General features: G+C 72.4%; 19 protein-coding genes. 6 read left to right on the forward strand and 13 right to left on the reverse strand.

Annotation, left to right across the window (positions count from 1 at the left end; all coding sequences use genetic code 11):
• Window positions 1–118: 118 nt before the first annotated feature.
• The 5 genes from ACFV1J_RS11130 to ACFV1J_RS11150 form a co-directional block, all read right to left on the reverse strand.
• Window positions 119–1,666 carry an RNA polymerase sigma factor gene (locus ACFV1J_RS11130; protein ID WP_360950971.1) on the reverse strand — a complete coding sequence of 516 codons (1,548 nt, stop codon included), beginning with the start codon at window positions 1,664–1,666 and terminating at the stop codon, window positions 119–121.
• Window positions 1,667–2,067: 401 nt separating this feature from the next.
• On the reverse strand, window positions 2,068–3,069 hold the full coding sequence (locus tag ACFV1J_RS11135; RefSeq protein WP_385857025.1) for a FadR/GntR family transcriptional regulator: 1,002 nt from the start codon (window positions 3,067–3,069) through the stop codon (window positions 2,068–2,070).
• 785 nt (window positions 3,070–3,854) lie between these two features.
• Entirely contained in the window at window positions 3,855–4,619 is a 765-nt protein-coding gene (locus tag ACFV1J_RS11140) for an NUDIX domain-containing protein (protein WP_385857027.1), read from the reverse strand.
• 47 nt (window positions 4,620–4,666) lie between these two features.
• Window positions 4,667–6,670 carry a glycogen debranching N-terminal domain-containing protein gene (locus ACFV1J_RS11145; protein WP_385857028.1) on the reverse strand — a complete coding sequence of 668 codons (2,004 nt, stop codon included), beginning with the start codon at window positions 6,668–6,670 and terminating at the stop codon, window positions 4,667–4,669.
• A gap of 215 nt (window positions 6,671–6,885) precedes the next feature.
• Entirely contained in the window at window positions 6,886–8,151 is a 1,266-nt protein-coding gene (locus ACFV1J_RS11150) for a DUF4192 domain-containing protein (protein WP_385857097.1), read from the reverse strand.
• 567 nt (window positions 8,152–8,718) lie between these two features.
• Here ACFV1J_RS11150 and ACFV1J_RS11155 point away from each other — a divergent pair.
• Entirely contained in the window at window positions 8,719–10,884 is a 2,166-nt protein-coding gene (locus ACFV1J_RS11155; RefSeq protein ID WP_385857029.1) for a RecQ family ATP-dependent DNA helicase, read from the forward strand.
• Between the two features lie 294 nt (window positions 10,885–11,178).
• Window positions 11,179–11,886, forward strand: coding sequence for a hypothetical protein (locus ACFV1J_RS11160; RefSeq protein WP_385857030.1), 708 nt, complete (start codon window positions 11,179–11,181; stop codon window positions 11,884–11,886).
• A gap of 167 nt (window positions 11,887–12,053) precedes the next feature.
• Here the strand turns inward: ACFV1J_RS11160 and ACFV1J_RS11165 are convergent, their stop codons facing one another.
• The 5 genes from ACFV1J_RS11165 to ACFV1J_RS11185 form a co-directional block, all read right to left on the reverse strand.
• On the reverse strand, window positions 12,054–12,701 hold the full coding sequence (locus tag ACFV1J_RS11165) for a hypothetical protein (RefSeq protein ID WP_385857031.1): 648 nt from the start codon (window positions 12,699–12,701) through the stop codon (window positions 12,054–12,056).
• 66 nt (window positions 12,702–12,767) lie between these two features.
• On the reverse strand, window positions 12,768–13,469 hold the full coding sequence (locus ACFV1J_RS11170) for a ribonuclease HII (RefSeq protein WP_385857032.1): 702 nt from the start codon (window positions 13,467–13,469) through the stop codon (window positions 12,768–12,770).
• 340 nt (window positions 13,470–13,809) lie between these two features.
• Complete coding sequence (locus ACFV1J_RS11175; RefSeq protein ID WP_385857033.1) at window positions 13,810–14,718, reverse strand: ADP-ribosylglycohydrolase family protein; 909 nt, start codon at window positions 14,716–14,718, stop codon at window positions 13,810–13,812.
• An 11-nt stretch (window positions 14,719–14,729) separates the two neighbouring features.
• Complete coding sequence (locus ACFV1J_RS11180; protein ID WP_385857034.1) at window positions 14,730–15,389, reverse strand: histidine phosphatase family protein; 660 nt, start codon at window positions 15,387–15,389, stop codon at window positions 14,730–14,732.
• Window positions 15,390–15,662: 273 nt separating this feature from the next.
• On the reverse strand, window positions 15,663–17,282 hold the full coding sequence (locus tag ACFV1J_RS11185) for an ABC-F family ATP-binding cassette domain-containing protein (protein ID WP_385857035.1): 1,620 nt from the start codon (window positions 17,280–17,282) through the stop codon (window positions 15,663–15,665).
• Between the two features lie 83 nt (window positions 17,283–17,365).
• Between ACFV1J_RS11185 and ACFV1J_RS11190 the strand changes: the two genes are divergently transcribed.
• Window positions 17,366–18,061, forward strand: coding sequence for a TetR/AcrR family transcriptional regulator C-terminal ligand-binding domain-containing protein (locus ACFV1J_RS11190; protein ID WP_385857036.1), 696 nt, complete (start codon window positions 17,366–17,368; stop codon window positions 18,059–18,061).
• 103 nt (window positions 18,062–18,164) lie between these two features.
• Here the strand turns inward: ACFV1J_RS11190 and ACFV1J_RS11195 are convergent, their stop codons facing one another.
• Window positions 18,165–18,770 (reverse strand): YdbC family protein, encoded by a 606-nt coding sequence (locus ACFV1J_RS11195; RefSeq protein WP_385857037.1) that lies wholly within the window; start codon window positions 18,768–18,770, stop codon window positions 18,165–18,167.
• Between the two features lie 60 nt (window positions 18,771–18,830).
• The gene (locus ACFV1J_RS11200) at window positions 18,831–20,243 is read right to left on the reverse strand and encodes an amidase (protein WP_385857038.1); all 1,413 of its coding nucleotides are present in this window, start codon (window positions 20,241–20,243) and stop codon (window positions 18,831–18,833) included.
• Between the two features lie 144 nt (window positions 20,244–20,387).
• Between ACFV1J_RS11200 and ACFV1J_RS11205 the strand changes: the two genes are divergently transcribed.
• Both ACFV1J_RS11205 and ACFV1J_RS11210 read left to right on the forward strand, forming a co-directional pair.
• Window positions 20,388–20,975: a TetR/AcrR family transcriptional regulator gene (locus ACFV1J_RS11205; RefSeq protein WP_385857039.1), complete on the forward strand. Its 588-nt coding sequence runs from the start codon at window positions 20,388–20,390 to the stop codon at window positions 20,973–20,975.
• Between the two features lie 173 nt (window positions 20,976–21,148).
• Window positions 21,149–21,706 (forward strand): TerD family protein, encoded by a 558-nt coding sequence (locus tag ACFV1J_RS11210; protein WP_385857040.1) that lies wholly within the window; start codon window positions 21,149–21,151, stop codon window positions 21,704–21,706.
• Between the two features lie 68 nt (window positions 21,707–21,774).
• Here ACFV1J_RS11210 and ACFV1J_RS11215 read toward each other — a convergent pair whose 3' ends face one another.
• Complete coding sequence (locus tag ACFV1J_RS11215) at window positions 21,775–22,338, reverse strand: CGNR zinc finger domain-containing protein (RefSeq protein WP_385857041.1); 564 nt, start codon at window positions 22,336–22,338, stop codon at window positions 21,775–21,777.
• Window positions 22,339–22,475: 137 nt separating this feature from the next.
• On the opposite strand from ACFV1J_RS11215, the gene ACFV1J_RS11220 reads away from it, so the two are divergent.
• On the forward strand, window positions 22,476–23,747 hold the full coding sequence (locus ACFV1J_RS11220; protein WP_385857042.1) for an MFS transporter: 1,272 nt from the start codon (window positions 22,476–22,478) through the stop codon (window positions 23,745–23,747).
• The last annotated feature ends 59 nt before the right edge of the window (window positions 23,748–23,806 follow it).

A 23,806-nucleotide genomic window follows, 5' to 3' on the forward strand; every position in this document is an offset into this window, starting at 1 on the left:
CGGTCGCCCACCCAGAGTGACCCAAACGGCTCCGCCGCGCACCCGGACGGCGGCGAGCCCGGCCCCTCCCCCACAGGAGAGACCGGGCTCACGGCGCTGTACGGGCCGGGCGGTTCGACTAGTCGAGGTAGTCCCGCAGCACCTGGGAGCGCGACGGGTGACGCAGCTTCGACATCGTCTTCGACTCGATCTGACGGATCCGCTCACGCGTGACGCCGTAGACCTTGCCGATCTCGTCCAGCGTCTTCGGCTGGCCGTCGGTGAGACCGAAGCGCATGGACACGACGCCGGCCTCCCGCTCCGAGAGTGTGTCCAGAACCGAGTGCAGCTGCTCCTGCAGGAGCGTGAAACTCACTGCATCGGCGGGCACGACCGCCTCGGAGTCCTCGATCAGGTCACCGAACTCGCTGTCGCCGTCCTCACCCAGCGGGGTGTGCAGCGAGATCGGCTCGCGGCCGTACTTCTGGACCTCGATGACCTTCTCAGGGGTCATGTCGAGTTCCTTGGCCAGCTCCTCCGGGGTGGGCTCGCGGCCCAGGTCCTGGAGCATCTGGCGCTGGACACGGGCCAGCTTGTTGATGACCTCGACCATGTGGACGGGGATACGGATCGTACGGGCCTGGTCGGCCATGGCGCGGGTGATGGCCTGGCGGATCCACCACGTCGCGTAGGTCGAGAACTTGTAGCCCTTGGTGTAGTCGAACTTCTCGACCGCGCGGATCAGACCGAGGTTGCCCTCCTGGATCAGGTCCAGGAAGAGCATGCCGCGACCGGTGTACCGCTTGGCCAGGGAGACGACGAGCCGGAGGTTGGCCTCCAGGAGGTGGTTCTTCGCCCGGCGGCCGTCCTCGGCGATGATCTCCAGCTCACGCTTGAGCTTCGGTGCGAGCTTGTCGGAGTTCGCCAGCTTGTCCTCGGCGAACAGACCCGCCTCGATGCGCTTGGCGAGCTCGACCTCCTGCTCGGCGTTGAGGAGGGGGACCTTACCGATCTGCTTGAGGTAGTCCTTGACCGGGTCGGCGGTGGCGCCGGCCGCGGCGACCTGCTGGGCGGGAGCGTCGTCCTCGTCGTCGTCGGAAAGGACGAAGCCGGCGTTCTCCGGGGTGTCGGCACCCTCGGGGCCCTCACCCTTACCGGGCGTCGGGGTCTCCTCGGTCACCTCGTCGTCGAGCAGCTCGTCGACGTCCTTCTTGGCCGCGGTCTTCTTCGCGGTGGCCTTCTTGGCCGTGGTCTTCTTCGCGGCCGTCTTCTTGGCGGTCGTCTTCTTTGCCGCTGCCTTCTTCGCAGGCGCGGACTCGGACTCACCGGCCGGGTCCGCCGCGGGGGCGGGGGCGGCGGCGGTGGTCTTCTTGACCGTGGCGGTCTTGGCCGCGACGGTCTTGGTGGCGGTGCGCTTCGCCGGACTCTTCGCTGCGACGCTCTTGCGGGTGCGCTTGGGCGCCTCTGCGGCACTGACCATCAGCGTCACACCCTCCTCGTCGAGGATCTGGTTGAGGCTGCGCAGAACGTTCTTCCACTGGGTTGGCGGAATCTGGTCAGCCTCGAAGGCCCGACGCACGTCATCGCCGGCGATCTGCCCATCTGCCTTTCCCCGCTCGATGAGCGCCATCACAGACTCGGACTCGGCGATCTCCGGCGGGAGCGTACGGGATGTGCTGGCCGACACGAACAACCTCTCGGAACGATGGAAACGGCTTCCGACCCCGTCCAGTGTGGATCGGAGCCGACGACCGCCGGTGGGGATGGACCGACGGCGCAGGGGCAACCGGGGAGTTGAACAGCGTCACGAACGCCGTTCGTATTCCCTCCTCGGCTATCACCTCTTAAGTCATCGCGCTTCCCGGGAGAGCGTTACGCCCAATCTGCGTGGCCCGAGTCACACCCCATAACGACCCATTCCCTGTCATATGACATGCAATCCTCCCAAGATCTGCCGCCGGATCCGGTCGACGCCCCGGATCCGGCGAGCGGGTGCGCCTTCGCCGCGTACGGCGTGCCCCGCCCGAGGGGTACGCGGGGCACGGGGCCGCGCGGCGCCTACCTTCCGTACGCGGTCGGGTACGGCCTTCAGTGCTCGCGGGGCGCGGGGACGACGTGGTCCACGGGCGTCCCGGAGCCCTGGCCGCCCGGCTCGCCATGGGCGGCGAGAAGCTGGCGCATCGCGGATTCGGCGGCCGTGGCGTCGCCGGAGCCGATGGCGTCGACGACCCTCATGTGCTGGCCCACGGACGTCTCGACCGGCCGCTCACAGCCGCTGCCGGATCCGCCGGAGACGTGCAGGGCGGCGGAGACGATGCCGGAGAGGTGCTCCAGCATGCGGTTGCCGGCGAGCTGGAGCAGCAGGGAGTGGAACTCGGCGTCGGCGCGGCCGAAGGTCATGGTGTCGCCCTGGGCGGCGGAGTGACCCATGATCTCGACCATGTCGGCCAGCCGCTGCTGGATGTCCTCCCGGCCGTGCCCGGCGGCGAGACGGGCGGCCAGCGGCTCGATCGTCCAGCGCAGCTCGCACAGCTCCCGGCGCTGGTCGTCACGCTGTGGCCCGTAGGCGCGCCACTCGATGATGTCGGGATCGAGGAGGTTCCAGTCGCTGACCGGGCGCACCCGGGTGCCCACGTTGGGGCGCGCACTCACGAGCCCCTTGGCCTCGAGGACGCGCAGTGACTCACGGACGACGGTGCGGGAGACCTCGAAGCGCTGGCCGATCTCCTCGGGGACGAGCGGTCGGTCGGCGCCGAGATCGCCGGAGACGATCATCTGGCCGAGCTGCTGGACGAGTTGGCCGTGCAGGCCGCGGCCGCGGCTGCCGGCCGCGCGCCGGCCGACCCGGCCGATCTCCGCCTCGGGGCCGTCCCAGACCTGCGGAACGCGCTCGGCACGCTCGGGGCCGGCCGTGTTGCTGCTGTTCGCGGCGTTGGCGGCGTTGGCGTAGGGGTAGCGGTCAAGCTCGCCCGGGCCTGCGAGGCCGGTGTCGCCGGGGCGAGCCGCGGTCATCATGGTGTGCGCAAGGGTACTCACGCATCCTTTGTCGGCGACACCCTGAACACCCTTGAGGTCTTTGGTGAAAAGCACACGAAAGGGTGATCGCCCCCCATCCCTGAATTGACGCTTTATCGGAAGGAAATGCGCTGCCCAGGGCGGGTTATGAGCAGCATGCGTAACAACAGGGCGTCAAAACAGGCGCCTTACTCGACCGGAACGGAGAGCGGCAGCGGGCGAGGGGGACATCACCGCAGGCCAGAGCCGGTCGACGGCAACGGCGGTGCACTGCCTGGGGATTGGGGCGAACCGCTTCTCACGACCGATATGGCGCGGTCGATTCCGGACCGCCACTTGACGGCCGCCGCACAACCACTCCGTGAAAACAGGGAATTTCACATACGGAACAGTGGCATCAAGGGGTATCTACCACACCGAATGACAACCCTTTCCGCACCTTGACTCATGAGCCTCTCGGCGCCACGGGCGTTGCACGGCGGGGAAGTTGAGGTATTCGCTCACGGGTGGCGACATCGGGGACTCGTGCCACTGGCACGCACCGCGCGGCGGCGTCGACACGAGTGCCGTGAGCGGCGTCGAAGCAGGCCGGGGCGCGGCCGGCATCCGGCGGCCGCAGGAGCCGCCATGCGGGAGGAGCGAGCCGTCGGCAGGTGCGCGGCTGGACGTCGGCTATCGGCGACACGAGTGGACTCATCCGGAACAAAGTACCGGAATATGTCCTATTTTCTCGTAATTGCGCAATCGTGTTGATTCCGGGCTCGCCGGGTTTACGGGCCCTCGCGGGCTTCCCGGGCGTCCCGGGGTCAGGAGAGATCAGCGGTCCGTGGTTGTCCCACCGGGAAGGCCGAAGGCCGTGCTCAGACCTCGGGGCGCAGCATCGGCGGGTTGAGCAGCGTCGCGCCGCCGGCCCGGAAGAGCTGCGCGGGGCGACCGCCCTGACGCGTCGTGGTGCCGCCCGTCGGCACCAGGAACCCCGGGGTGCCGGTCACCTTCCGGTGGAAGTTCCGCGGGTCCAGGGCGACCCCCCATACGGCTTCATAGACCCGGCGCAGCTCACCCACCGTGAATTCCGGCGGGCAGAAGGCCGTGGCGAGCGAGGAGTACTCGATCTTCGAACGGGCCCGCTCCACCCCGTCGGCGAGGATCTGGGCGTGGTCGAACGCGAGCGGGGCCGCCAGCTCGCCTTCCCGAGCATGGGTGTCGTCCGGCTCCAGCAGGGTCTCGACCGGCGCCCAGCGGGCACTGTGCGCGTCACCGCCGGCCGTGGGAGCCGGCAGGTCCGGGGCGAGGACCAGATGCGCGACGCTGACGACCCGCATCCGGGGGTCCCGCTTCGGATCGCCGTAGGTGGCGAGCTGTTCCAGATGGGCACCGTACGTGGGCGGCGGGCCGGCCGGGGTCTGGGCGTGCAGACCGGTCTCCTCGGCGAGCTCCCGGGCGGCCGCTGCCTCAAGGTCCTCGTCGGCCCGGACGAATCCGCCGGGCAGTGCCCAGCGGCCCTGGAACGGCGGCTCACCGCGGCGCACGGCCAGCGCGCAGAGGGCGTGGCGGCGCACGGTGAGCACGACCAGGTCGACGGTGACAGCGAACGGCGGGAAGGCCGACGGGTCGTAGGGAGGCATGGCGTGATCATAGTCGTCCGCCTGACGATAAACAGGCCCGCAGTGGCTCAGGACCCCAGTTGCAGACCCTCCGCGGCGGCTTCCACCATGCCCATGCCGAGTCTGCTGATCCGTACGGCGAACGGCTGCTCGGCGACGCTCAGCCCGGTGAGCTCCATCGCGCCGAGCGGGGCCGTACCGAGCGGCCGCACGGAGACCGTGCCGGCCGGGACATCGGGACGCAGACCGGCGAGGGCGATCAGCATGTGCACCGCGCCGGCCGCCGACACCGCTGCGGGGCGGCAGGCCGCGGGGTGCGGCACGGGGGCTCCGTCGGCCGTGCGCTGCTCCCCCGCATACATCTCCGGGAGGCGGTGCCCGAAGCTCTCCGCGGCGTCGAGGACGCCCCGGGTCAGGGCTCCGGCGGCCCGCTCGTGGCCGGCCGCGGCCAGTCCGGCGGCGGCGATCGCCGACTCGTGGACGCGCACCGCACCGCTGCGGTGGCCGAAGGGGTTGTAGCCGCTCTCCTTGGCACCCAGTCCGCGCAGTCCCCACCCGGAGTGCATGGACGGCCCGCTCAGCAGCCTGGCCAACTGGTCCGTCTGGGCCGCGTCCAGCAGGCCCGGCGCGAGGGCACCACCGCCGAGCAGTCCGGTGTCGAGGAGGTGGGCGGCGGTGGAACCGAGGTACGGGACGGGCCGGCCGTCGGCGGTGAGCAGCGCGGCGGGACGGCCGCCCGCCCGGTCCTCCAGCCAGAAGTCCCGGCGGAACCGGGCGCGTAGTTCCGCGGCCCAGTCGCGGAGCACCGCGGCGTCGGCGGACCCGCAGGCGTCCAGGAGATCCGCGCCCAGCAGTGCGGCCCGATGGGCGTGCGCCTGGGTCTCGCAGCGGTACGGCCCGTCGGGCGCCGGATCGGGGATATAGCCGCTACGGGCACGGCCCACCGGGTCGGAGACGATCCGAAGCCATCTCAGACACCGTTCCGCGGCGGGCAGCAGCCGTTCGGTCTCCGGCTCGGGCAGTCCCCAGCGGCGCGCCTCCGCGAGCACGACGGGGAACAGCAGGGTCGCCTCGATACCCGTGCAGCTCGGTGGGGAGTGCGGTCCGGCGTCCCGCAGGGCTCCGGGAATTCGGCCGAAATCCGGCCCCGGTGCGGCGTGTTGGCCCCGTGCGAGTGCCCGCAGGGTGCCCGCGGCGAGCCGGGTGCCCAAGGGCAGCAGCATTCTGGCGGCCCACAACGCCTCGGCCGGTGCCAGACCGCAGCGCCAGGGGAACCCGCCCGCGAGGTAGACGTCCGCGGGCGCTGCCGGGTCCCGCATCGCCAGGCCGTACAGATCGTCCAGGCCGGCCGCCATGAGGGCATCGGCCCGGTGGTCGTCGCACTCCAGCCGGGCGTCCGACCAGGGGCGGGGTGGCCTGTCTGCACGGGTACGCGGCGTGAGGGTGCCGCTCCGCGGGCCGGGGATGCGGGCGCCCCCGGCCGGGCGGTGCCCCACGGGGCCGCTGCCCGGTCCGGCGGTCGTCTGCTCCAGCGCGGCGCGCAGCTCGATGGTGCGGCGGCCGCCGGCGGGGAGTTCGAGTTCCCAGCGCAGCAGCCCGGCCGAGGCCAGGGCGTCCTCGGGCGGTGGGTCGGCGGTCACCACCGCATGCACGCCCGGCCCTGACCAGCGGAGGCCGGAGCCGTGGACGGCGGCGCGCAGCTCGGAACCCGGAAGGCCCACGGCGACGGCCCCGAGCTCCGCCAGGTCGGTGTGCAGACGGATCTCGACCGGCAGCCGGACCGGCCGGGTCGCACTGCTGAGGAAGGTGATCCGCTCGGTGCCGTCGGCCGACCGCAGCCGTTCCATGCGGATCTCCGGGTCCGGGCCCCGCTCGCCGGTTCTGCGGATCGTGCCGACGAACCGGGCCCGGTCGGCGGCGGTCATCCGGCCCTGGACGACCAGTGGTTCGCCGCCCGCGACCCGTAGCTCGCAGTGGGACAGGACCCGCCGGCCGTCCCGGTAGAAGCCCTCCAGGCCCTGGCCGGTCAGCTGTCCCGATGCGGGGGACACCGCGAGGGCGGGCAGTGCCACGCACACCAGCGAGGAGTGGACGGGCTGCGGTTGCGGGGCCCGGGGCGGCGCCGGACGCCGCTCTTCCGGTGGCCGGCGGGCCGGTTGGGTAGTGGGGACGATGCCTGGCACGCTCTGCGCTCCCTGGGGACGTCGGGGCTTCGTACGGCCTGCGCCATACAGGTGAACGGTCCGGCCGGTGCCCAGGTCACGCCGGCCGCACAAGGACCTCGCGGTCACCGCCGGCTCCGGTCGTCCTGGCCGCTCCGCCGCCCGCCGCGTCCCCCGGTCGTACGCGCCCCGGGGCCCGTGCCACCACGGGGTCCCCGAGGCCGGCCGGCGGGCGAGTTCCGGCCGGGCGCCGGGCGCTTGGCGGACCGCGGTCGCTTCGCGCCGGGGGTGGGTGCACAGGCGGCGGCGCTGATCGCCTCCTCGTGCTGCTCGCGCAGGCAGCGGCGCAGTGGCTCAGGATCGAGCCCCTCGTTGATCGCGCGGTGCAGCAGCTGGGCGAAGGTGTAATCCGGGTCGAGCGAGAGGGCGCACCCGAGGGCCACCCGCGCCGAGGGGCCGTCCTCCGTGGACCAGCTGACCCATCCGGCCAGGGTGAGCGGTGCCGTCGCATGCTCGGCATAGCCGCCGGCGCAGCGCCGGGCGAGGGCCCGCCACAGGCGGAGGGCGGGGGCCGCGGCCGTGCCGTCCATCCACTCCGCCGCCCGGTCACGGGTGACCCGGTCCTGAAGTCCGAGGATGAGACTGGCCGCCTCGGCGTTGGTGATCAGCGCGTCGTCGCAGGCGTCCCGGGCCCGGTTGCTGCCCGTGGGGGTGTCCTGACGGAAGCGGTGGATCATCGCGGCGGCCAGGTCGAGGGTGTCCTTCCGGACGGCCGCCGCACCGTCCGGCCGCAGCATCCGGGGCACCAGAGCCCCGGCCGCCGCGTCCAGGGCCTTTTCCTGTTCGACGGCCCGTCGCCCCGTGCGGGGCCGCAACCTGGCCTCCATCTCCTTGAGCGAACCGCGTACCTGCATTCCGGCGTAGGCGGCCGCCGCGGCCATCACGGAGGTGCCCGGCATCACCATCGGGGTGCCGTCCGCGGGGCAGCACCGGAAGTCGGGGCAGCAGTAGGACCAGAAACGCCCGTTGGAGAGGCAGAGGGCTTCGAGGACGGGGACGTCGAGCGCTCCGCAGGCCGTGCGCAGCCGCTGGGCGAACGGCTGGAGCCGGTCCCGGACGTCGCGGCCGTTCTCGCCCTCCGCGGGCTCCTTACAGAGGTAGACGATGATCGCCGTGGGCCGTGGGGAGCCGTCCTGACCGGCCGAGATCAGGCATTCGGCGAGCTGGTCGGCGACGTCGGGCCACTCGGCCCGGTCGGCCGGGATGCCGAGCCGGACCCGGCCGCCGAACCGTCCGCGCTCACCGTGCAACGCGACCAGCACCACGCTGTCGTCCGGATAGAAGCCCATCAAATACGGCAGTGCGTCGGCCAGCTCCGCCGGGCCGCGCAGCGTGACCTGTGTCTCCGCGGCCGGTGCCGGAAGCGCGTCGGCGGGGGTCGGTACGGAGACGTGCGGGGCGTCGGCTGCGCCGGCGTGGCGGGCGGCCTCGGCGCGATCTGCCGGTTCGGTGGGCCGGGGATCGGAGGTCGGGGCGTGGGAGGACTCGGGAGAGGGAGCCTGGCTCGGGATCGAGGGAGTGGGAGGGGTCGGGGGGTGGGAAGGGGCGGGCGGGGTGGATGGGGTGGGCGGGATCGAGGGGGTCGGAGGGTTCGGAGTCGAGCTGGTCGAGGGGGTCAAGGGGTTCGGAGTCGTCGGGCGAGAGGGGTTCGGCGGGCTCGGAGGAGTAGGTACGTCGGAAGGGTCGGAAGGTGTCGGGGGCGTGCTCGAAGTTGCCGAAGAAGTAGGTGAGTTGGGGTCGGTGCTGGGCTCGTGCGGTTCGCTCTGCGGATTCATGGCTCGAAGATCTCGCGATCGGCCGCTGCTCCGCGACCCCTGTGGATAACTCTCGGTGACGAGTTATCCACAGGTTCGGGCGGGGGTTCGCGCGTTGTCAGTGGCATCGGGTTGCATGGGGGCATGAGCAATGAAGATCTGCGCGCCGCAGCCGATGCCGTCCTGACCCGGCTCGTCGGCGATCCCGGCGGTACGGCCCGGCTGCGGGAGGACCAGTGGCGGGCGATCGAGGCCCTGGTCGCCGAGCGTCGTCGCGCGCTGGTCGTGCAGCGCACGGGCTGGGGCAAGTCAGCGGTCTATTTCGTCGCGACCGCGCTGCTGCGCGAGCGCGGCAGTGGACCGACCGTGATCGTCTCTCCGCTGCTGGCCCTGATGCGCAATCAGGTGGAGGCGGCCGCCCGGGCCGGGATCCGCGCGCGCACGATCAATTCGGCCAACACCGAGGAGTGGGACACCGTCCAGTCCGAGGTGGCGGCGGGTGAGGTGGATGTCCTGCTGGTGAGTCCCGAGCGGCTCAACAACCCCGATTTTCGTGATCAGGTGCTGCCCAAGCTCGCGGCGGCCACGGGGCTGCTGGTGGTCGACGAGGCGCACTGCATCTCCGACTGGGGCCACGACTTCCGCCCCGACTACCGGCGGCTGCGCACGATGCTCGCCGATCTTCCGCCGGGCGTGCCCGTGCTCGCCACCACGGCGACGGCGAACGCACGGGTGACCGCCGATGTCGCCGAACAGCTCGGGACGGGTGAGGGGACGGGCGAGGCGCTGGTGCTCCGCGGCGCTCTGGACCGGGAGAGCCTGAGCCTGGGCGTGCTGCCGCTGCCGGACGCCGCGCACCGGCTGGCCTGGCTCGCGGACCATCTGCACGAGCTCCCGGGCTCGGGGATCATCTACACCCTCACCGTCGCCGCCGCCGAAGAAGTCACCGCCTTCCTGCGTCACCATGGGCACACGGTCACGTCGTACACCGGCAAGACCGAGAACGCCGACCGCCAGCAGGCGGAGGACGATCTGCTCGCCAACCGTGTCAAGGCGCTGGTGGCCACCTCCGCGCTGGGCATGGGCTTCGACAAGCCCGATCTGGGGTTCGTGGTGCATCTCGGCTCGCCGTCGTCCCCGATCGCGTACTACCAGCAGGTGGGCCGCGCCGGCCGTGGGGTAGAGCACGCCGAGGTGCTGCTGCTGCCCGGCCGGGAGGACGAGGCGATCTGGAAGTACTTCGCCTCGCTGGCGTTCCCCCCGGAGGAGCAGGTGCGCCAGACCCTGGACGTGCTGGCCGCCGCCGGCCGGCCGGTGTCGCTGCCTGCCCTGGAGCCGCAGGTCGAACTGCGCCGCTCGCGCCTGGAGATCATGCTCAAGGTGCTCGACGTGGACGGCGCTGTGCAGCGCGTCAAGGGCGGCTGGATCTCCACGGGCCGGCCGTGGGCGTACGACGCGGAGCGCTATGCGTGGGTGACGCGGCAGCGCGAGGCCGAGCAGCAGGCGATGCGCGAGTACGCCACCACGACCGGTTGCCGGATGGAGTTCCTGCGGCGGCAGTTGGACGACGAGGCGGCGGCCGCCTGCGGCCGGTGCGACAACTGCGCCGGGGCGCGGTTCACCGTCGAGGTGTCGGCCGCTTCGCTGGATGCGGCGCGCGGTGAGCTGGGGCGTCCGGGCGTGGAGGTGGAGCCGCGGCGGATGTGGCCGACGGGGCTGCCGGCCATCGGCCTGGAGCTCAAGGGGCGCATTCCGGCGGACGAGCTGGCCTCCACCGGCCGGGCCCTGGGCCGGCTCTCCGACATCGGTTGGGGCAATCGGCTGCGCCCGATGCTCGCGGCTCAAACACCGGACGGTCCGGTTCCGGACGATGTGGCCGCCGCGGTGGTCACGGTCCTCGCCGACTGGGCGAAGGGGCCCGGTGGTTGGGCTTCCGGGCAGGCGGATGCGCCGGCCCGCCCGGTGGGGGTGGTCTGCCTCTCCTCGCGTACCAGGCCTCAGCTGATCCGCTCGCTGGCCGAGCGGATCGCGGCGGTCGGCCGGATGCCGTTCCTGGGCGCGGTGACGTCGGCGGAGGACGGGGCCGACACCAGGATTCCGCGCAGCAACAGCGCCCAGCGGCTGCGCGCACTGCACGGCTCCCTCGGTGTCCCGCCGGAGCTGGCGCAGAGCCTCGCGTCCGTGGGTGGTCCGGTGCTCCTGGTGGACGACTACGCCGACACCGGCTGGACGCTGGCGGTGGCCGCCCGTCTGCTGCGCCGGGCCGGAGCCGAGGGGGTGTTTCCGCTGGTCCTCGCCGTGCAGGCGTAGCGGAGTGGTCCCGGTCGTGGTCATCGGCCGCCCGGTGGAGCCGCGGCCGTGCGGCATTCGCTGCCGACGATCCGGGACGGGGCGACTCACGGGTGCGACGGCAGGGAACATTTGTCACACATGGCGCGATTCCAGTCTCCTGAGGGAATTGCTCGTTGCCCGCATGCCTGTACGACCGCAAGAATTGGAGATGCTTCCCCGTTCCGGCCGCTCCGCGGTCACGCTCGGTCATGTCCTGGTGCTCGAACACCGGACACCGTCCGATGCGCTGACGCGTGGACGAAGGGAGGACCCGTGACCTTCGGCTTCGTCCCGCCGCCCCGCCTCTCACCGCCCTTTTCCACCGATCCCGCCGCCCGGCTGGGCCGGATGCTGGAGCCCGCCGAGTGGGCCTCAGCCGGAATACCCCTGCTGCGCAACCCCCGTGAGGTCGTCGCCGGCCTGCACGAACGTCATCGTCCGGGGCCGTCGACGGCCATCGTGGCGGTGCTCGATCCGCAGGAGCGGGTGGCGGCCAGCGCGTCCTTCACCGAGCCCGCGGCCGCGCCCGACGGCTGGGAGTTCCGTAATACCCTGCTGGCGCATCTGCGCCGGGTCATCCCGCACGACCTCCGGTTGCGTGCCCCGGTCCGGACCGCCGTGCTGCTCTACTGCCGTGACGGGGAAGCCCGTTGGACGGAGACCGACGGGGCGTGGATGTGGGGGCTGCGCGACGCCTGCACGCTGCACGGTCTCCGCTGCGGCGCGTACATCGCGCTGACCCCCGACCGCTGGCAAGTACTGGGCGAAGGCCGGGGCGGGCGCCGGCCCAGGGGATCGTACGAGGACAAGCCGCGCACGGCCGCCCGCCGTACGGGAGCGGACTTCGCGGCGGCACACCGCACCACGGCGCCGCGCCCGGCCGCACCTCGTACGGCCACGGTCGTCGCACAGGGCCGGCCGGCGCCGCGGAGCACCGGTGGCGGGGCACCGGAGGCCCATCGGCATACGGCGGCACGCTGATCCGCCTCGCGCCGTACGGGAACGCACGGCGGACGAGGCCGCGAGACAAGCGGACGAGCACGCGAGAGTCGTACGAGAGGCAAGCCGTACGCGGAGGCAGACCCGCGCGGAAGCGCAGGCGAGCCCGACGGCCTCGGGGGCCGACGGGCTGCTGCGAGCCGGAGCGGTCAGGCGCTGGCGCCGAGAACCGCGTTGATACGCTGCGGGTCGCCACAGACGATCAGCAGCGCTCCGGCACGGGCCATCGCCGCAGGCAGCGCCCGCGCGGTGACCTCGTCCGTGCCGCCGTTGAGGGCGACGACCACGACGGGGCGGCCGGTGGCGCGCTCGGCGTCGGCATCCGCGTAGAACACGTCGTCCGCGGCGTCGTGTTGGGCCCAGTAGGACGCCTCGCCGAAGGAGAGTTCGTGCGCGGCCCACGGGTGGTTCTCGCCCGTGGTGAGCACCAGGATTTCACCCGGGGCACGCCCCGAGTCCAGCAGCAGGTCGACGGCTTCGTCGGCGGCGTCGACGGCACCGGCGGCGGGCGCCGGAATCAGCTGGAGCTGGGCTCCGGCCGTGCCGGTCTTGCCGGCCGGGGGCTGCGGGGATCCGGTGCGCTGCGCCGGCGGAGCGGCGACGGGCCCACGCGGCGGGGCAGCGGGTCCGGGCTTGCCCGGACGGGCACTGGCCGCGGGCGCACCGCGCGGCGGCGCGGGGCGGGGACCGGGGCCAGGGACAGGACGGGGGGTCGGCGCGGTACGGCCGGCGGCCGGAGTTGCGCGGGGACCCGGGACACTCTCGTGAATCTGAGGCTCCTCGGGGATGAGAGGCATAAAGGGATGTCTATCAAACGTAAGTGCGGGACACGTCATCGGGTACCGAATTGATGCCCGCACCGCTCAGAAATCGAAGCCGAGTTGGCCGCCGGCTTCCAGAGCGGCTGCTTCGGGGGTGATGCGCACCTTCTTCAGATGCCGCCACCGGGGCAGCGCGTCCATGTAGGACCACGACAGTCGGTGGTGCGGCGTGGGTCCGTACTCCTCCAGGGCGATGCGATGGGTCGGCGACGGGTAGCCGGCGTTGGCCGCGAAGTCGAAGTCGGCGTATTCCAGGCCCACTTCGGCCATCATCGCGTCGCGCCGCACCTTGGCGAGCACGGACGCGGCGGCAACCGCGATGCAGGACTGGTCCCCCTTGATGACCGTGCGGACCTGCCACGGCATGCCCAGGTAGTCGTGCTTGCCGTCGAGGATGACCGCGTCCGGCCGGACCGGCAGCGCCTCCAGGGCGCGTACGGCCGCGAGCCGCAATGCCGCGGTCATACCCAGCTCATCGATCTCCTGCGGCGAGGCGTGCCCCAGGCCGTAGGCAGTGACCCACTGTCCGAGCACCTCGCACAGTTCGGCGCGGCGCTTGTGGGTCAGCAGCTTGGAATCGGTGAGTCCGTCGGGCGGTCGACGGAGTCCGGTGATGGCCGCGCAGACGCTGACCGGTCCGGCCCAGGCTCCGCGTCCGACCTCGTCGATCCCTGCGACGATCTTGGCGCCCGTCGTGGCGCGCAACGATCGCTCGACGGTATGGGTGGGGGGCTCGTACGGCATGGCGCAGCCAGATTACGCCTATTCGGCCCGGCCTTCCGCATCGGATCCGCCCCTGGCCACAATCGGTGCCGGTGAGAAAGCGGGCGGGCCCGACGGGGGATGCTACCGACGGGTATGGGAGACGCCGGTGGGCGACCTTCCGGAGCAGGCGGATCGTCGCCGTTCGGCTTCGCGGGCGCCGTCGGGCAGCGCGAAGTGGCGGATCCGCGCAAGGCGTTGGAGCACCCGGTCGCGTTGGGAGCTCAGCCGGTTACGGGGTGACGGCCGTCGCCCCGCCGGTGGCGGGAGTCGTGGGCGAGTGTGTCCTGGGCATGGCCCGGCGGCAGGTGTGGTCGGGTGGTCAGACTTCGAGGGTGGGGGCCCAGGACGGGAGGGGCTCGGTGCCCTCCAGCCATTGCGCGGGCGGCGCGCCGGCGGGGTCGGCGGCGACGATCCCGCCGACGATGCCGCAGGTGGTGTCGACATCGCCGCCGGCCCGCACGGTGGTCCAGAAGGCCTTCTCGTAGTTGCCGAGATGGCGGGCGGCCGCCCAGAGGGTGAAGGGCACGGTGTCGTGGGCGCTGGTGCGTCGGCCGCAGCCCAGGACGGCGGCGACGGTGCCGGAGTCGGCGTAGTCGAGCATGTCCCGGGCCCGGCGGAGTCCGGCCTGTACGGCGCTGCGCGGGATCAGCTCCAGCACTCCGTCGAGCAGCTCCTCGGGGCCGATCTGCCGGCTCGGGTCGGCGACCAGGGCGGCCGCCGCGGCCACGGCCATGGCGCCGACCACGGCCTCGCGGTGCTGGTGGGTGGTGTAGGCCGAGATCTCCGCCTGGTGCGTGGCCTGCTCGGGGTCGTCGGCGTACCACGCGCCCAGGGGGGCGATGCGCATGGCGGCGCCGTTGCCCCAGGAACCCTGGCCGTTGAAGAGCGCCGAGGACAGCTCGCGCCAGTCGCCGCCCTCGCGGATCAGCCGGAGCAGGCGGTTGACGGCGGGGCCGTAGCCACGGTCGAAGTCGTGGTGGTCGGCGAAGGAGGCGGCGAGGGCGTCCTGGTCGATCCGGCCGTGCGCGACGAGCACGGCCAGGACCGAGCAGGCCATCTCCGTGTCGTCGGTCCACTGCCACGGGGTGGGCGGCAGCTGGCGGCGCTTGAGGGCGGGGTAGTGGGCGGGGACGAAGAACTGGGAGCCGAGGGCATCGCCCACGGACAGTCCGCGCAGGCTCGCCAGAGCCCGCGCACAGCGGTCTGCGTCACGGTGGTCGGGGGTCATCGGTGTGCACTTTAACCGGTGACGCCATAAGGCTCGGGTTCACACCAGCGCTCGAACGGCCGGTCGAGGGTGTAGCGGCCGTCCGGACCGAGCAGCAGGGTGCGCCATTCGGCGTTGCCCGGGTTGGACAGCGACTCGAATTCGGCGACGGTCCAGTGGAACCAGCGCATGCAGAACAGCCGCATGGTGAGACCGTGCGTGACGATCAGGACGTTCGGCGGGTGGTTCGGGTCCTCGAAGCTGCGCCACAGGCTCTCCAGGAATGCCCCCACCCGGTCGTAGACGTCCGCGCCGGACTCGCCCTGGGCGAAGCGGTAGAAGAAGTGGCCGTACGCGTCCCGGTAGGCCTTCTGCAGCCGTACGTCATCGCGGTCCTGCCAGTTCCCCCAGTCCTGCTCGCGCAGCCGGGGCTCCTCGCGCACCCGTACCTTCCCCGGGTCCAGAGCGAGCTCGCGGAAGGTCTGGTGGGTGCGGCGGTAGGGCGAGACATAGGCGGAGATCCGCTCGTCACCGAACATCTCACGGAGCGGGCCACCGGCCTCCTCGGCCTGCCGCCGCCCGGCCTTGGTGAGGGAGAGGGCGTGGTCCGGCTCCCGCTCGTAGATGCTGTCGTCGATGTTGCCCTCCGACTCTCCATGGCGGAGGAGCACGATGCGTCGGGGGCGAGCCATGCCGCCAGCCTAGAACGCCTGCCCTGTACATGCCGCACGTGGCCCCGTTCGCGGCCGTGCCCGGACGGCCGGCGTTCGGGGAAGCCGAGGACACCGTGGGGCAGGGACACGGTGGTGGCGGAGACACGGGGTCGAGGACACGGGCGGGCCGGACCGGGCGGGCCGGACACGGGCAGGCCGCCTTTCGGCTCGGCTCCGCACCAATCGCGGCACCGATCGCGGCACCGATCGTGGCGGGCGAACCGCGGCGGTGACCGCGGCAGGCAGCCTGGCTCAGGCGGCGACCAGGGCCGGGCGGCCGTTGCGTATCTCATAGGGGCGGCCGCCGAAGCGGCGGCGCAGCAAGCGGTCGTGGGTGACCATGACCAGGGCGCCGGGCCAGGCCGCCAGGGCCGCTTCGAGCTCCTCGACCAGGCCGAGGGCCAGGTGGTTGGTGGGCTCGTCGAGCAGCAGCAGATCGGCCGGGCGGGCCAGCAGTCGGGCCAGTGCGAGGCGGCGCCGTTGACCGGCCGAGAGCGCCCCGACCGGCACCTGGAGGTCGCGTTCGCGGAACAGTCCGAACGACAGCAGCAGCGCGGCCAGCTCTTCCGGATGCCCGGCGAGGCCGCGGCGGAAGGTGTCCAGCAGCGACTCGGCGGGTCGGGAGACCGGTATCTCCTGGGCGAGGTAGCCGATGCGTCCCCGGCGCAGCACCGTGCCGCTGTCCGGTGCGGTGAGCCCGGCCAGGATCCTGAGCAGGGTGGTCTTGCCCGCGCCGTTGGGTCCGTGGATGAGCAGCCGCTCCCCCGCCGTGATGCTGAGGGAGTCCACGGCGAGCCGGTCCCCGACCCGGACCCCGTCGAGCTCGACGAGGGTCCCTTCGGTCCCGCCGAGGCCCGGGGCCGCCCGGAAGCGGAGTGGTTCCGGCGGCTTGGGGACCGGGTGTTCCCTGAGTCTGCGCAGCCGCTCCTGGGCGTTGCGCACCCTGCTGGACACCGATGCCTGGACCCGGCCCTTGGCCCGGTCGTACGCCATCTTGTTGCCGTCCTTGATGGCCCGGCCCGGGGCAACGCCGTGCGCCGTTCCGGCGGCGAAGTCGGTGAGGTGGGCGATCTCTTCGCACCACACGGCGTACTCCTGCTCCCAGCGGCGGCGGGCGGTGGCCTTGGCCGCCACGAAGGTGCCGTAGCCGTCGCCGTAGCGGACGAGTGACCGGCGGTCGGCGTCGACCTCGACGATCGTGGTGGCGATCCGCTGGAGGAAGAGCCGGTCGTGCGAGACGGCGAGGACGGTGCCCCGGTGGGCGAGCAGGGCGCCCTCCAGCCAGTCGAGCGCGGCGGCGTCGAGGTGGTTGGTCGGTTCGTCGAGGAGCATCACCTCGGGAGCCGCGGCGATCAGGCAGGCCAGCCCCAGACGGGCCTGTTCGCCACCGGAGAGGCTGCCCAGCAGCCGGTCGTGGCCCAGCCCTTCCAGCCCGAGGGCGTGCAGGGCCGCCTCGACCCGGGCGTCGGCCTCATAACCGCCCCGGAGCTCGAAGAGGGTGAGCAGATCGCCGTACTCGTCGAGCCGGGCGGCCGTGGCGTCGGCGAGTCCGCTTTCCAGAGTTCGCAGCCGGCGCTCCATGTCCCTGAGGTCGGTCAGGGCCGCGTCGATCGCGTCCTGGACGGTGCGGTCCGGCGGGAGGTCGGGGGTCTGTCCGAGATAGCCGATGCCGCCGTCGGCGGTCAGCACGACATGGCCCTCGTCCGGCTGCTCGACGCCCGCGATCAGGCGCAGCAGCGTCGACTTGCCGGCGCCGTTCTCCCCCACTATCCCGACGCGTTCGCCGGGCCGTACCGACAGCGAGACGGCGTCGAGCAGCAGGCGCTCGCCATGGGACTTGGTGATGTCGTGCAATGAGATCTGAGTGGGCATACGACCTCCCCCGATAAACGCAACCCTCGTTGCGTTACGCTGATGATGACACAGGACCCCCGCTAACGCAACTGGAGTTGCAGTTGACTGGAGAAGCCGCGCGAGAAGGAGAACCCGCGCGCGAAGAGGCCGGCAGCACCGAACCCTCCGCCCCCGGCACCCGCCGCCCCGGCGGCCGGACCGCCCGCACCCGCGCGGCGGTCCGCGACGCCGTGCTGGCCGGCCTCACCGAGCACGGCTACCCCGGGCTGACGGTCGAATATGTCGCCGAGCACTCCGGCGTGCACAAGACCACGCTGTACCGCCGCTGGAAGGACGTCGAGGGGCTGGTCGCGGACGCCCTGGACCTGGCGGGCGAGGACAGCTGGACCCCGCCGGACACCGGGTCGCTGGAAGGCGATCTGCGCGCGCTCGCCCACGAGGTCGTCGCCTCCTTCACCGACTCCTCGGTGGCCGCGTCGGGCTCCGCGATGATCGCCGCCGCCTTCCAGTCGGAACGGGCCGCGGAGGCGCTGCGCGCCTACTACGCCGAACGGTTCACGCGCTGCGAGGCCCTCGTGGAACGGGCGGTCGCGCGGGGGGAGTTGACCGCACCGCTGGACGCCGGCGCGCTCGTCCGGTCCGTCTCGGCGCCGCTCTTCTTCCGCCTGTTCATCACCCGGGAGCCGATCGACCTCCCCCTCGCCGATCAGGCCGTGGCGGCAACGCTGGCCGCAGCACGCGCGGGGGTGTTCGCCGGTGGCACCACCGTGGGCGCCACTGCGGACCCGGCCTCCTGACTCCCGCGCACGGGGCAGACCCGGCCGGTCATACCCTGCTCCCTACGGACGGGGCAGACCCGGCCGGTCCCGCCCTGCCCCCACGGACGGAGCGCAGGGCCGGTCACACCGTCCAGGACGGTTCGAGCTGCACCACGTCCCCGGCGATCGCCCGGACGTCCGCGGCTATCTGGGCGCGCAGTGCCAGTCGTTCCACCCGTTCGGGCCGGTACTTCCCGCGCTCCGCCGCCGACTGCCACATCGAGAGGACCAGGAACTCCTCCCCGGGAGCCCGCCCCAGCATCCCCCGGAGCATCCCCGGTGAGCCCGCCATCGCCGGGTTCCAGACCTTCTCCTGCATCAGCATGAAGTGGTCCACGCGGTCCTGGCGCACCTGGCAGTGCGCCAGCCGCAGCACGTCGACGTCACCGAACGCCGGCCGGAAGCCCACCTTCACATCAAATTCGTGCTCGAAGAGCCGGACCTGGGCGTCCTTGTAGGTGCCGGTCTGGGCGGCCGCGAGCCGGTCGTGCGAGCGGGCCATGAAGGAGTCGTAGAACGCCCGGCTCTCCCAGAAGGCGACCAGATGCGCCACGTCCGGCCGGCCCCGGCTCCATCCGCCGCCCTGTCCACGAAACCCCGGTTCACCCAGCAGCCCCGCCCATTTCCGCTGCCCCCGCTCGAACCCTCGACGGTCCACTACGGTGAGGCGAATCCACTTGACCAGCACCGCGCCATCGTACGGCCCGGGGGCCGATCCGGATCACTGTGCGTACCACCCCGAACTTCCTTACGGACGGGGATCAATGGGCGTCAGTACACCCAGCCGCCGCTCCACCTCCTCGGCCGCCGCCAGACACAGGTCCTCCCGGTAGGAGCGGCCGATCAGCTGCACGCCATACGGGAGCCCCTCCACCACACCGGTGGGCACGGCGACCGCGGGCACCCCCACGAAGCTGGTGGCCGTACACAGCCGCATGGCGTTCTGCACCCGCCGATACCCCTCGTCGTCCCGCACCTCCTCCCCCGGCGCGAACGGCGGCTCGGTGAACACCGGGCCCAGGACCAGCGGATATTCGTCCAGGAACTGCGCCCAGTCCCGTTGGATGCCCATCCGCACGCCGGTCAGCCGCAGGTACTCGGTCAGCCCCACGGGGGCGACCTCGGCCATGCCCCGCTCGATGTAACGGTGGCCGCCCTCCCCGAGCAGCGGCTTGACCACCGGCCAGGTGGTGGCGAACTCGGTGCGCGTCATACGGGCGTAGGCGCCCAAGGCCTCGTCCAGCCGCGGCACATCGGCCACCTCGCTCACCTCGTACCCGGCGTCCCGGAGCGCGTCCGCGGCGCTCTCCACCGCCTTGCGCACCGAAGGATGCACACCGTGCCCACCCGGGTCGGTCACCATCGCCACCTTGACGGGCCGCCCCGGCGACTCGCCGTACAGGGGCACCGGCACCGCCCTAGGGTCGCGGGGATCGGCCCCGGCGAGCACCTCGTAGGCGAGCCGGAGATCGCCGACCCTACGGGCCAACGGCCCGTCGACCACGAGGAACTGGGCGGCGAGGGAGGGATCGTCGGGTCCGATGCGGTGATCGGCAGCGAACCGCCCGTAGGTGGGCTTGAGTCCGGCCACACCACAGAAGGACGCCGGGATACGCACCGATCCTCCGGAGTCGTTGCCGAGGCCGAGCGCCGCCATACCGCTGGCCACGGCCGCACCGTCACCCCCACTGGTGCCGCCCGGGGTGACCGCCCCGCTCCAGGGATTCGCGGTGTCCCCGAACAGCTCGCTACGGGTGTGGACACCGGCCAGGATGAGCGTCGGCATATTGCTGTGCCCGATGGGGATGCCGCCCGCCGCGCGCAGCTTTGCCACCGGGGGCGCGTCGGCGCGTGCGACGAGGTCACGGAAGCGCTCCGCGCCGTAGGTCGTCGGTACGCCCTCGATGGCGGTGCTCTCCTTCACCGTGAACGGCACCCCGGCCAGCGGCCCCAGCTCCGCCCCCTCGGCGCGCTGGCGGTCGACCGCCGCCGCTTCGGTCCGGGCCCGGTCGGAGAGCAGCTGAGTGACGGCGTTGACGGCCGGGTTGACCTCGGCGATCCGCGCCAGGTGCGCATCGACCAGCTCCACCGCCGACACGTCTCCGTCGCGCACCGCCGCCGCCTGGGCAGCGGCCGTCAACTTCCACAACGCGCTGGGCATTTCTCCCCTTTCGCGGTCCGGGGCCCGACGTCACACGTTCCGACGCGAGTACCGGACCAGCCCCTTTTCCGATGCGCTTGCATCGCTTCGACATCGTAACCTTGCCAGCGATACGACCGCATCGAATAAACCGGAGCGCACGGGATGCCCAAGCAGGTGGACCATGAGGGCCGACGTCGGCAGATCGCCGAGGCGGTGTGCCAACTCGCTGACGAGAGCGGGCTGGAGGGGGTGACGCTGCGCGATGTCGCGGCGCGCGCCGAGGTGTCCATGGGGGCCGTCCAGCGCTGCTTCCACACCAAGGAGGAGATGCTGGTCTTCGTACTCGGCCACATCGGCGAGCGGGTCGGCGCCCGGGTGGCGGCACGGCTCACCGCCTCACCCGCCCAGTCGGCACGCACGGCGTTGGGTCACGCCACTACCGAGGTCTCACTTCTCCGCGACGAGAACCGGGCCGAGGCCCGGGTCTGGCTCGCCTTCGTGGCGCAGGCCGCCGTCAGCCCCTCACTGGCCGAAATCCTGCGCACCAACTACGCGGGTCTGCAGACGGTGTTCACGCGGCTGGTCGCCGAGGCTTCCGACACCTCCGACCCGGAGCGGGCGGCACGCACGCTCCTCGCCCTCGCCGACGGCCTCACCACCCACGTCCTGATCGGCCATCTCTCCCCCGCCGCCGCCCTGGACGTTCTTGACGCGCATCTACACGATCTCTGGAGCCAGGAGGCATCCTGAGGCAGGACGGAACACCGCTCGCCGATGCCCCAGGGGCACTTTCCGGCCAAGGGGAACGGCATCAAGTCACCTCTGACCAGGGGAAGTTCCCCGGCGCTCCAGGACACGGGGCGTGGCACGATGGTCACCAACGGGAAGTCCCGGGGGACCCCGTCCGCGCGACCACATCGGCGGTGCCGCACCCCGGGAGACGAGGGAAGGAAAGCCCGGTGAGCACGCTCAGCAAAGGGATCGAGAAGGTCGAAGTAGCGCTCAAATGGGATCCGAGCCCGATGGGCACGCCGGACCACGACCTCGACATCGTCGCGGCGACCTACACGGCCGACGCACCGCACGGCGACCCGGCCTACCTGGTGCACTTCGACAGCCGGTCGCCCGACGGAACCATCAACCTCAACCGCGACAGTCGCACCGGCCAAGGGTTCGGCTGGGACGAGATCATGACGCTGGAACTGGACCGGCTGTCCGAGACCTACGTACGGGTGCTCGTCGGGGTGGCCATCCAACAGGGCGACGACCGCATCGCCTTCGGCGAGATCGCCAACGCGGCCGTACGCATCCGTCAGGGATACACCGACCTGACCTCGCACGACTTCGCGGAGGTCGCGCAGTCGACCGCCGCGACGGTCGCCGAGTTCACCCGGGACGAGGCGGGCAACTGGCACTTCCATGCGGCACTCCGGGGCTTCGACGCCGAACCGGCCGACTTCTCCCGGCTGATGGGACGCTGACCAGGGCGCCCCTACGGAACCCACGAGAGCGGAACCGCGCCGCATGACCGCCCCCATGGCGCGCGTCGCTATCCGCCCTCCCTCTTGCGGCGGCGGTGCGCCGCGACCCGCGCCCGTGACGCGCAGGTGGTCGAGCAGTAGCGGCGCCCGCTCCCGGGGCCGGTGCCCAGATAGAGCGTGGCGCACCCCGGAGCGGCGCATTCCCCCCAGGGAATCCGGCCGTACTCGGTGAGGATCTGCGCCAGGACCAGGGCACTTGAGGCCATGAACCACTCGGCCCAGGTCGCCTCGTCCCCCCGGTCGATGTGCAGATGCCAGGTGTGCCCGTCGTGCCGCGAGAGGTGCGGCCGGGCACCGCATTCGGCCAGCAGCGCATTGATGGCGTGGGCGGCCCGGTCGACATCGGGCTCGGCGAGGAGACCGCCGAGCCGGTCCGCGGCCGCCCGCAGCCCCTCGGCGTCCTCGCCCGTGAACGCCTGCTCGGTGAGGTCCTCCGGGCGTTCCCCATGGCGCGCGAGCAGCGCAGCCAGCGCCTCTCGGGGGATACCCGGTTCCGTGCGTACCGCATTCACCAGATCGATCAGCCGGTCCGCGGGCCGGAACCCATGCCGCACCGCCGCCTCACCCGTCACGGTCTCCCCACTCTCCGCACTCCTGGCGCATACCCATGGTCCGTTCACGCCGTTCCAGCGTAACGACTTGCGCGTACAAGCCGTTACACCCCATCCTTGGTCGCCAGCGTCGGCTCACCGGAAACCTGGAGATGCGTATGCCGCGGCAGTCCGCCACCCCGGGAGCACGCGCAGGATTACCGCTCTATCTGGCCACCGCCTTCTTCGCCCGGCTCGCCGATGAAGGAATGGCCGTGGCGGTCGTCCTGCTGGCGGTGCAGCGGACCGGGAGCGCGGCCCAGGGCGCCTTCGTCCTCACCGCCTGGATGGCACCGCATGTGGTCGCGGCTCCCCTGGTGGGCGCCCTCGCTCCCCGGGTGCGCCGCCTGCGGCTGGGCTACCTCGGGGCGCTGAGCGGTTTCGCCGCGGCCATCGCCGTACTGTCGCAGCTCCTCGGGCGGGCCCCGCTACCGGTGACGTTGGCCGTCGCCCTCGCCGGCGGCGCGTGCGGCCCGGTCGTCTCCGGGGGCCTGTCCAGCCTGATCGCCGTTCTCCTGCCGGCAGGCGGACGGCGCGACCGGGCCTACGCCCTGGATGCGGCGGTCTACAACGCCGCCTCGGTGGCCGGGCCCGCCGTGGTCAGCGCGGTGGCCGCACTGGCCTCCCCGGGCGCCGCCACGCTGCTCATCGGGGCCGCGGCGGCCCTCGGGGCGTCCCTGGCCGGCGGACTGCCGTACCGGCACACGGACCAGCCGGTGCCCGGCGCGCTACCCGTCACCACTCTGCGCGCGGACCTCATGGCCGGGCTCGCGGCCGTATGGCGCACCCGTGAGCTGCGCGCCATCACGGCGGCGACCTGTCTGGCGTTCGGCGCCCTCGGCGGGCTCACCACCACTACGGTGCTGCTCGCCGCCCACCGGGGACACCCGGGGGCGGGTGGCGCCCTGATGACGGCGTTCGCCCTCGGGGCGCTCATCGGCTCACTGGTGGCGGCCCGCAGGCAACCGCCCCTCCCGGATCACCACCTCGCCACCGTCTCGCTGTGCGGGACCGGCCTGGCGCTGGCCGCCGCCGCGCTGGTCCCGTCGCCGGGGGCCGGCCTGGCCCTCTTCGCCCTCGCGGGCGTGTGCGACGGCCCGTTGCTGACCGCCACCCTCCGCATCCGGGCCACGCACGCACCGCCGCGGGCCCGGGCGCAGGTCTTCACCCTGGGGGCGGGGCTGAAGTTCACCGCGGCATCCGTGGGCGCGACGCTCGTCGGTGCGGCGGCCGCCCTCCCGCCGGCTCTCCTCCTGGCGGGCATCGCCGGTGTCCAGCTGGCCGCTGCGGCCCTGCACGCGCTGCTCCGCCCGCGGACGAGCGGCCGCAACGGCCCCGCGCACACGCCGGAGGGGACCGGCGCCCGACCGGTCCCCTCCGTACGTCCTTGAGCCCTCTCGACCCGCCACGCGGGCCCTACGGGCCGCACCGAAGACCTCCGGCGCGGCCC

This window comes from Streptomyces sp. NPDC059649 (genome assembly GCF_042734445.1).
Lineage (GTDB): Bacteria > Actinomycetota > Actinomycetes > Streptomycetales > Streptomycetaceae > Streptomyces.

Bases quoted from the DNA above. Each gene is read 5' to 3' on its own strand.
- ACFV1J_RS11140 (WP_385857027.1), bottom strand. From the start codon at position 4,619: ATGCCTCCCTACGACCCGTCGGCCTTCCCGCCGTTCGCTGTCACCGTC.
- ACFV1J_RS11155 (WP_385857029.1), top strand. From the start codon at position 8,719: ATGAGCAATGAAGATCTGCGCGCCGCAGCCGATGCCGTCCTGACCCGG.
- ACFV1J_RS11165 (WP_385857031.1), bottom strand. From the start codon at position 12,701: ATGCCTCTCATCCCCGAGGAGCCTCAGATTCACGAGAGTGTCCCGGGT.
- ACFV1J_RS11170 (WP_385857032.1), bottom strand. From the start codon at position 13,469: ATGCCGTACGAGCCCCCCACCCATACCGTCGAGCGATCGTTGCGCGCC.
- ACFV1J_RS11175 (WP_385857033.1), bottom strand. From the start codon at position 14,718: ATGACCCCCGACCACCGTGACGCAGACCGCTGTGCGCGGGCTCTGGCG.
- ACFV1J_RS11180 (WP_385857034.1), bottom strand. From the start codon at position 15,389: ATGGCTCGCCCCCGACGCATCGTGCTCCTCCGCCATGGAGAGTCGGAG.
- ACFV1J_RS11185 (WP_385857035.1), bottom strand. From the start codon at position 17,282: ATGCCCACTCAGATCTCATTGCACGACATCACCAAGTCCCATGGCGAG.
- ACFV1J_RS11200 (WP_385857038.1), bottom strand. From the start codon at position 20,243: ATGCCCAGCGCGTTGTGGAAGTTGACGGCCGCTGCCCAGGCGGCGGCG.
- ACFV1J_RS11205 (WP_385857039.1), top strand. From the start codon at position 20,388: ATGCCCAAGCAGGTGGACCATGAGGGCCGACGTCGGCAGATCGCCGAG.
- ACFV1J_RS11220 (WP_385857042.1), top strand. From the start codon at position 22,476: ATGCCGCGGCAGTCCGCCACCCCGGGAGCACGCGCAGGATTACCGCTC.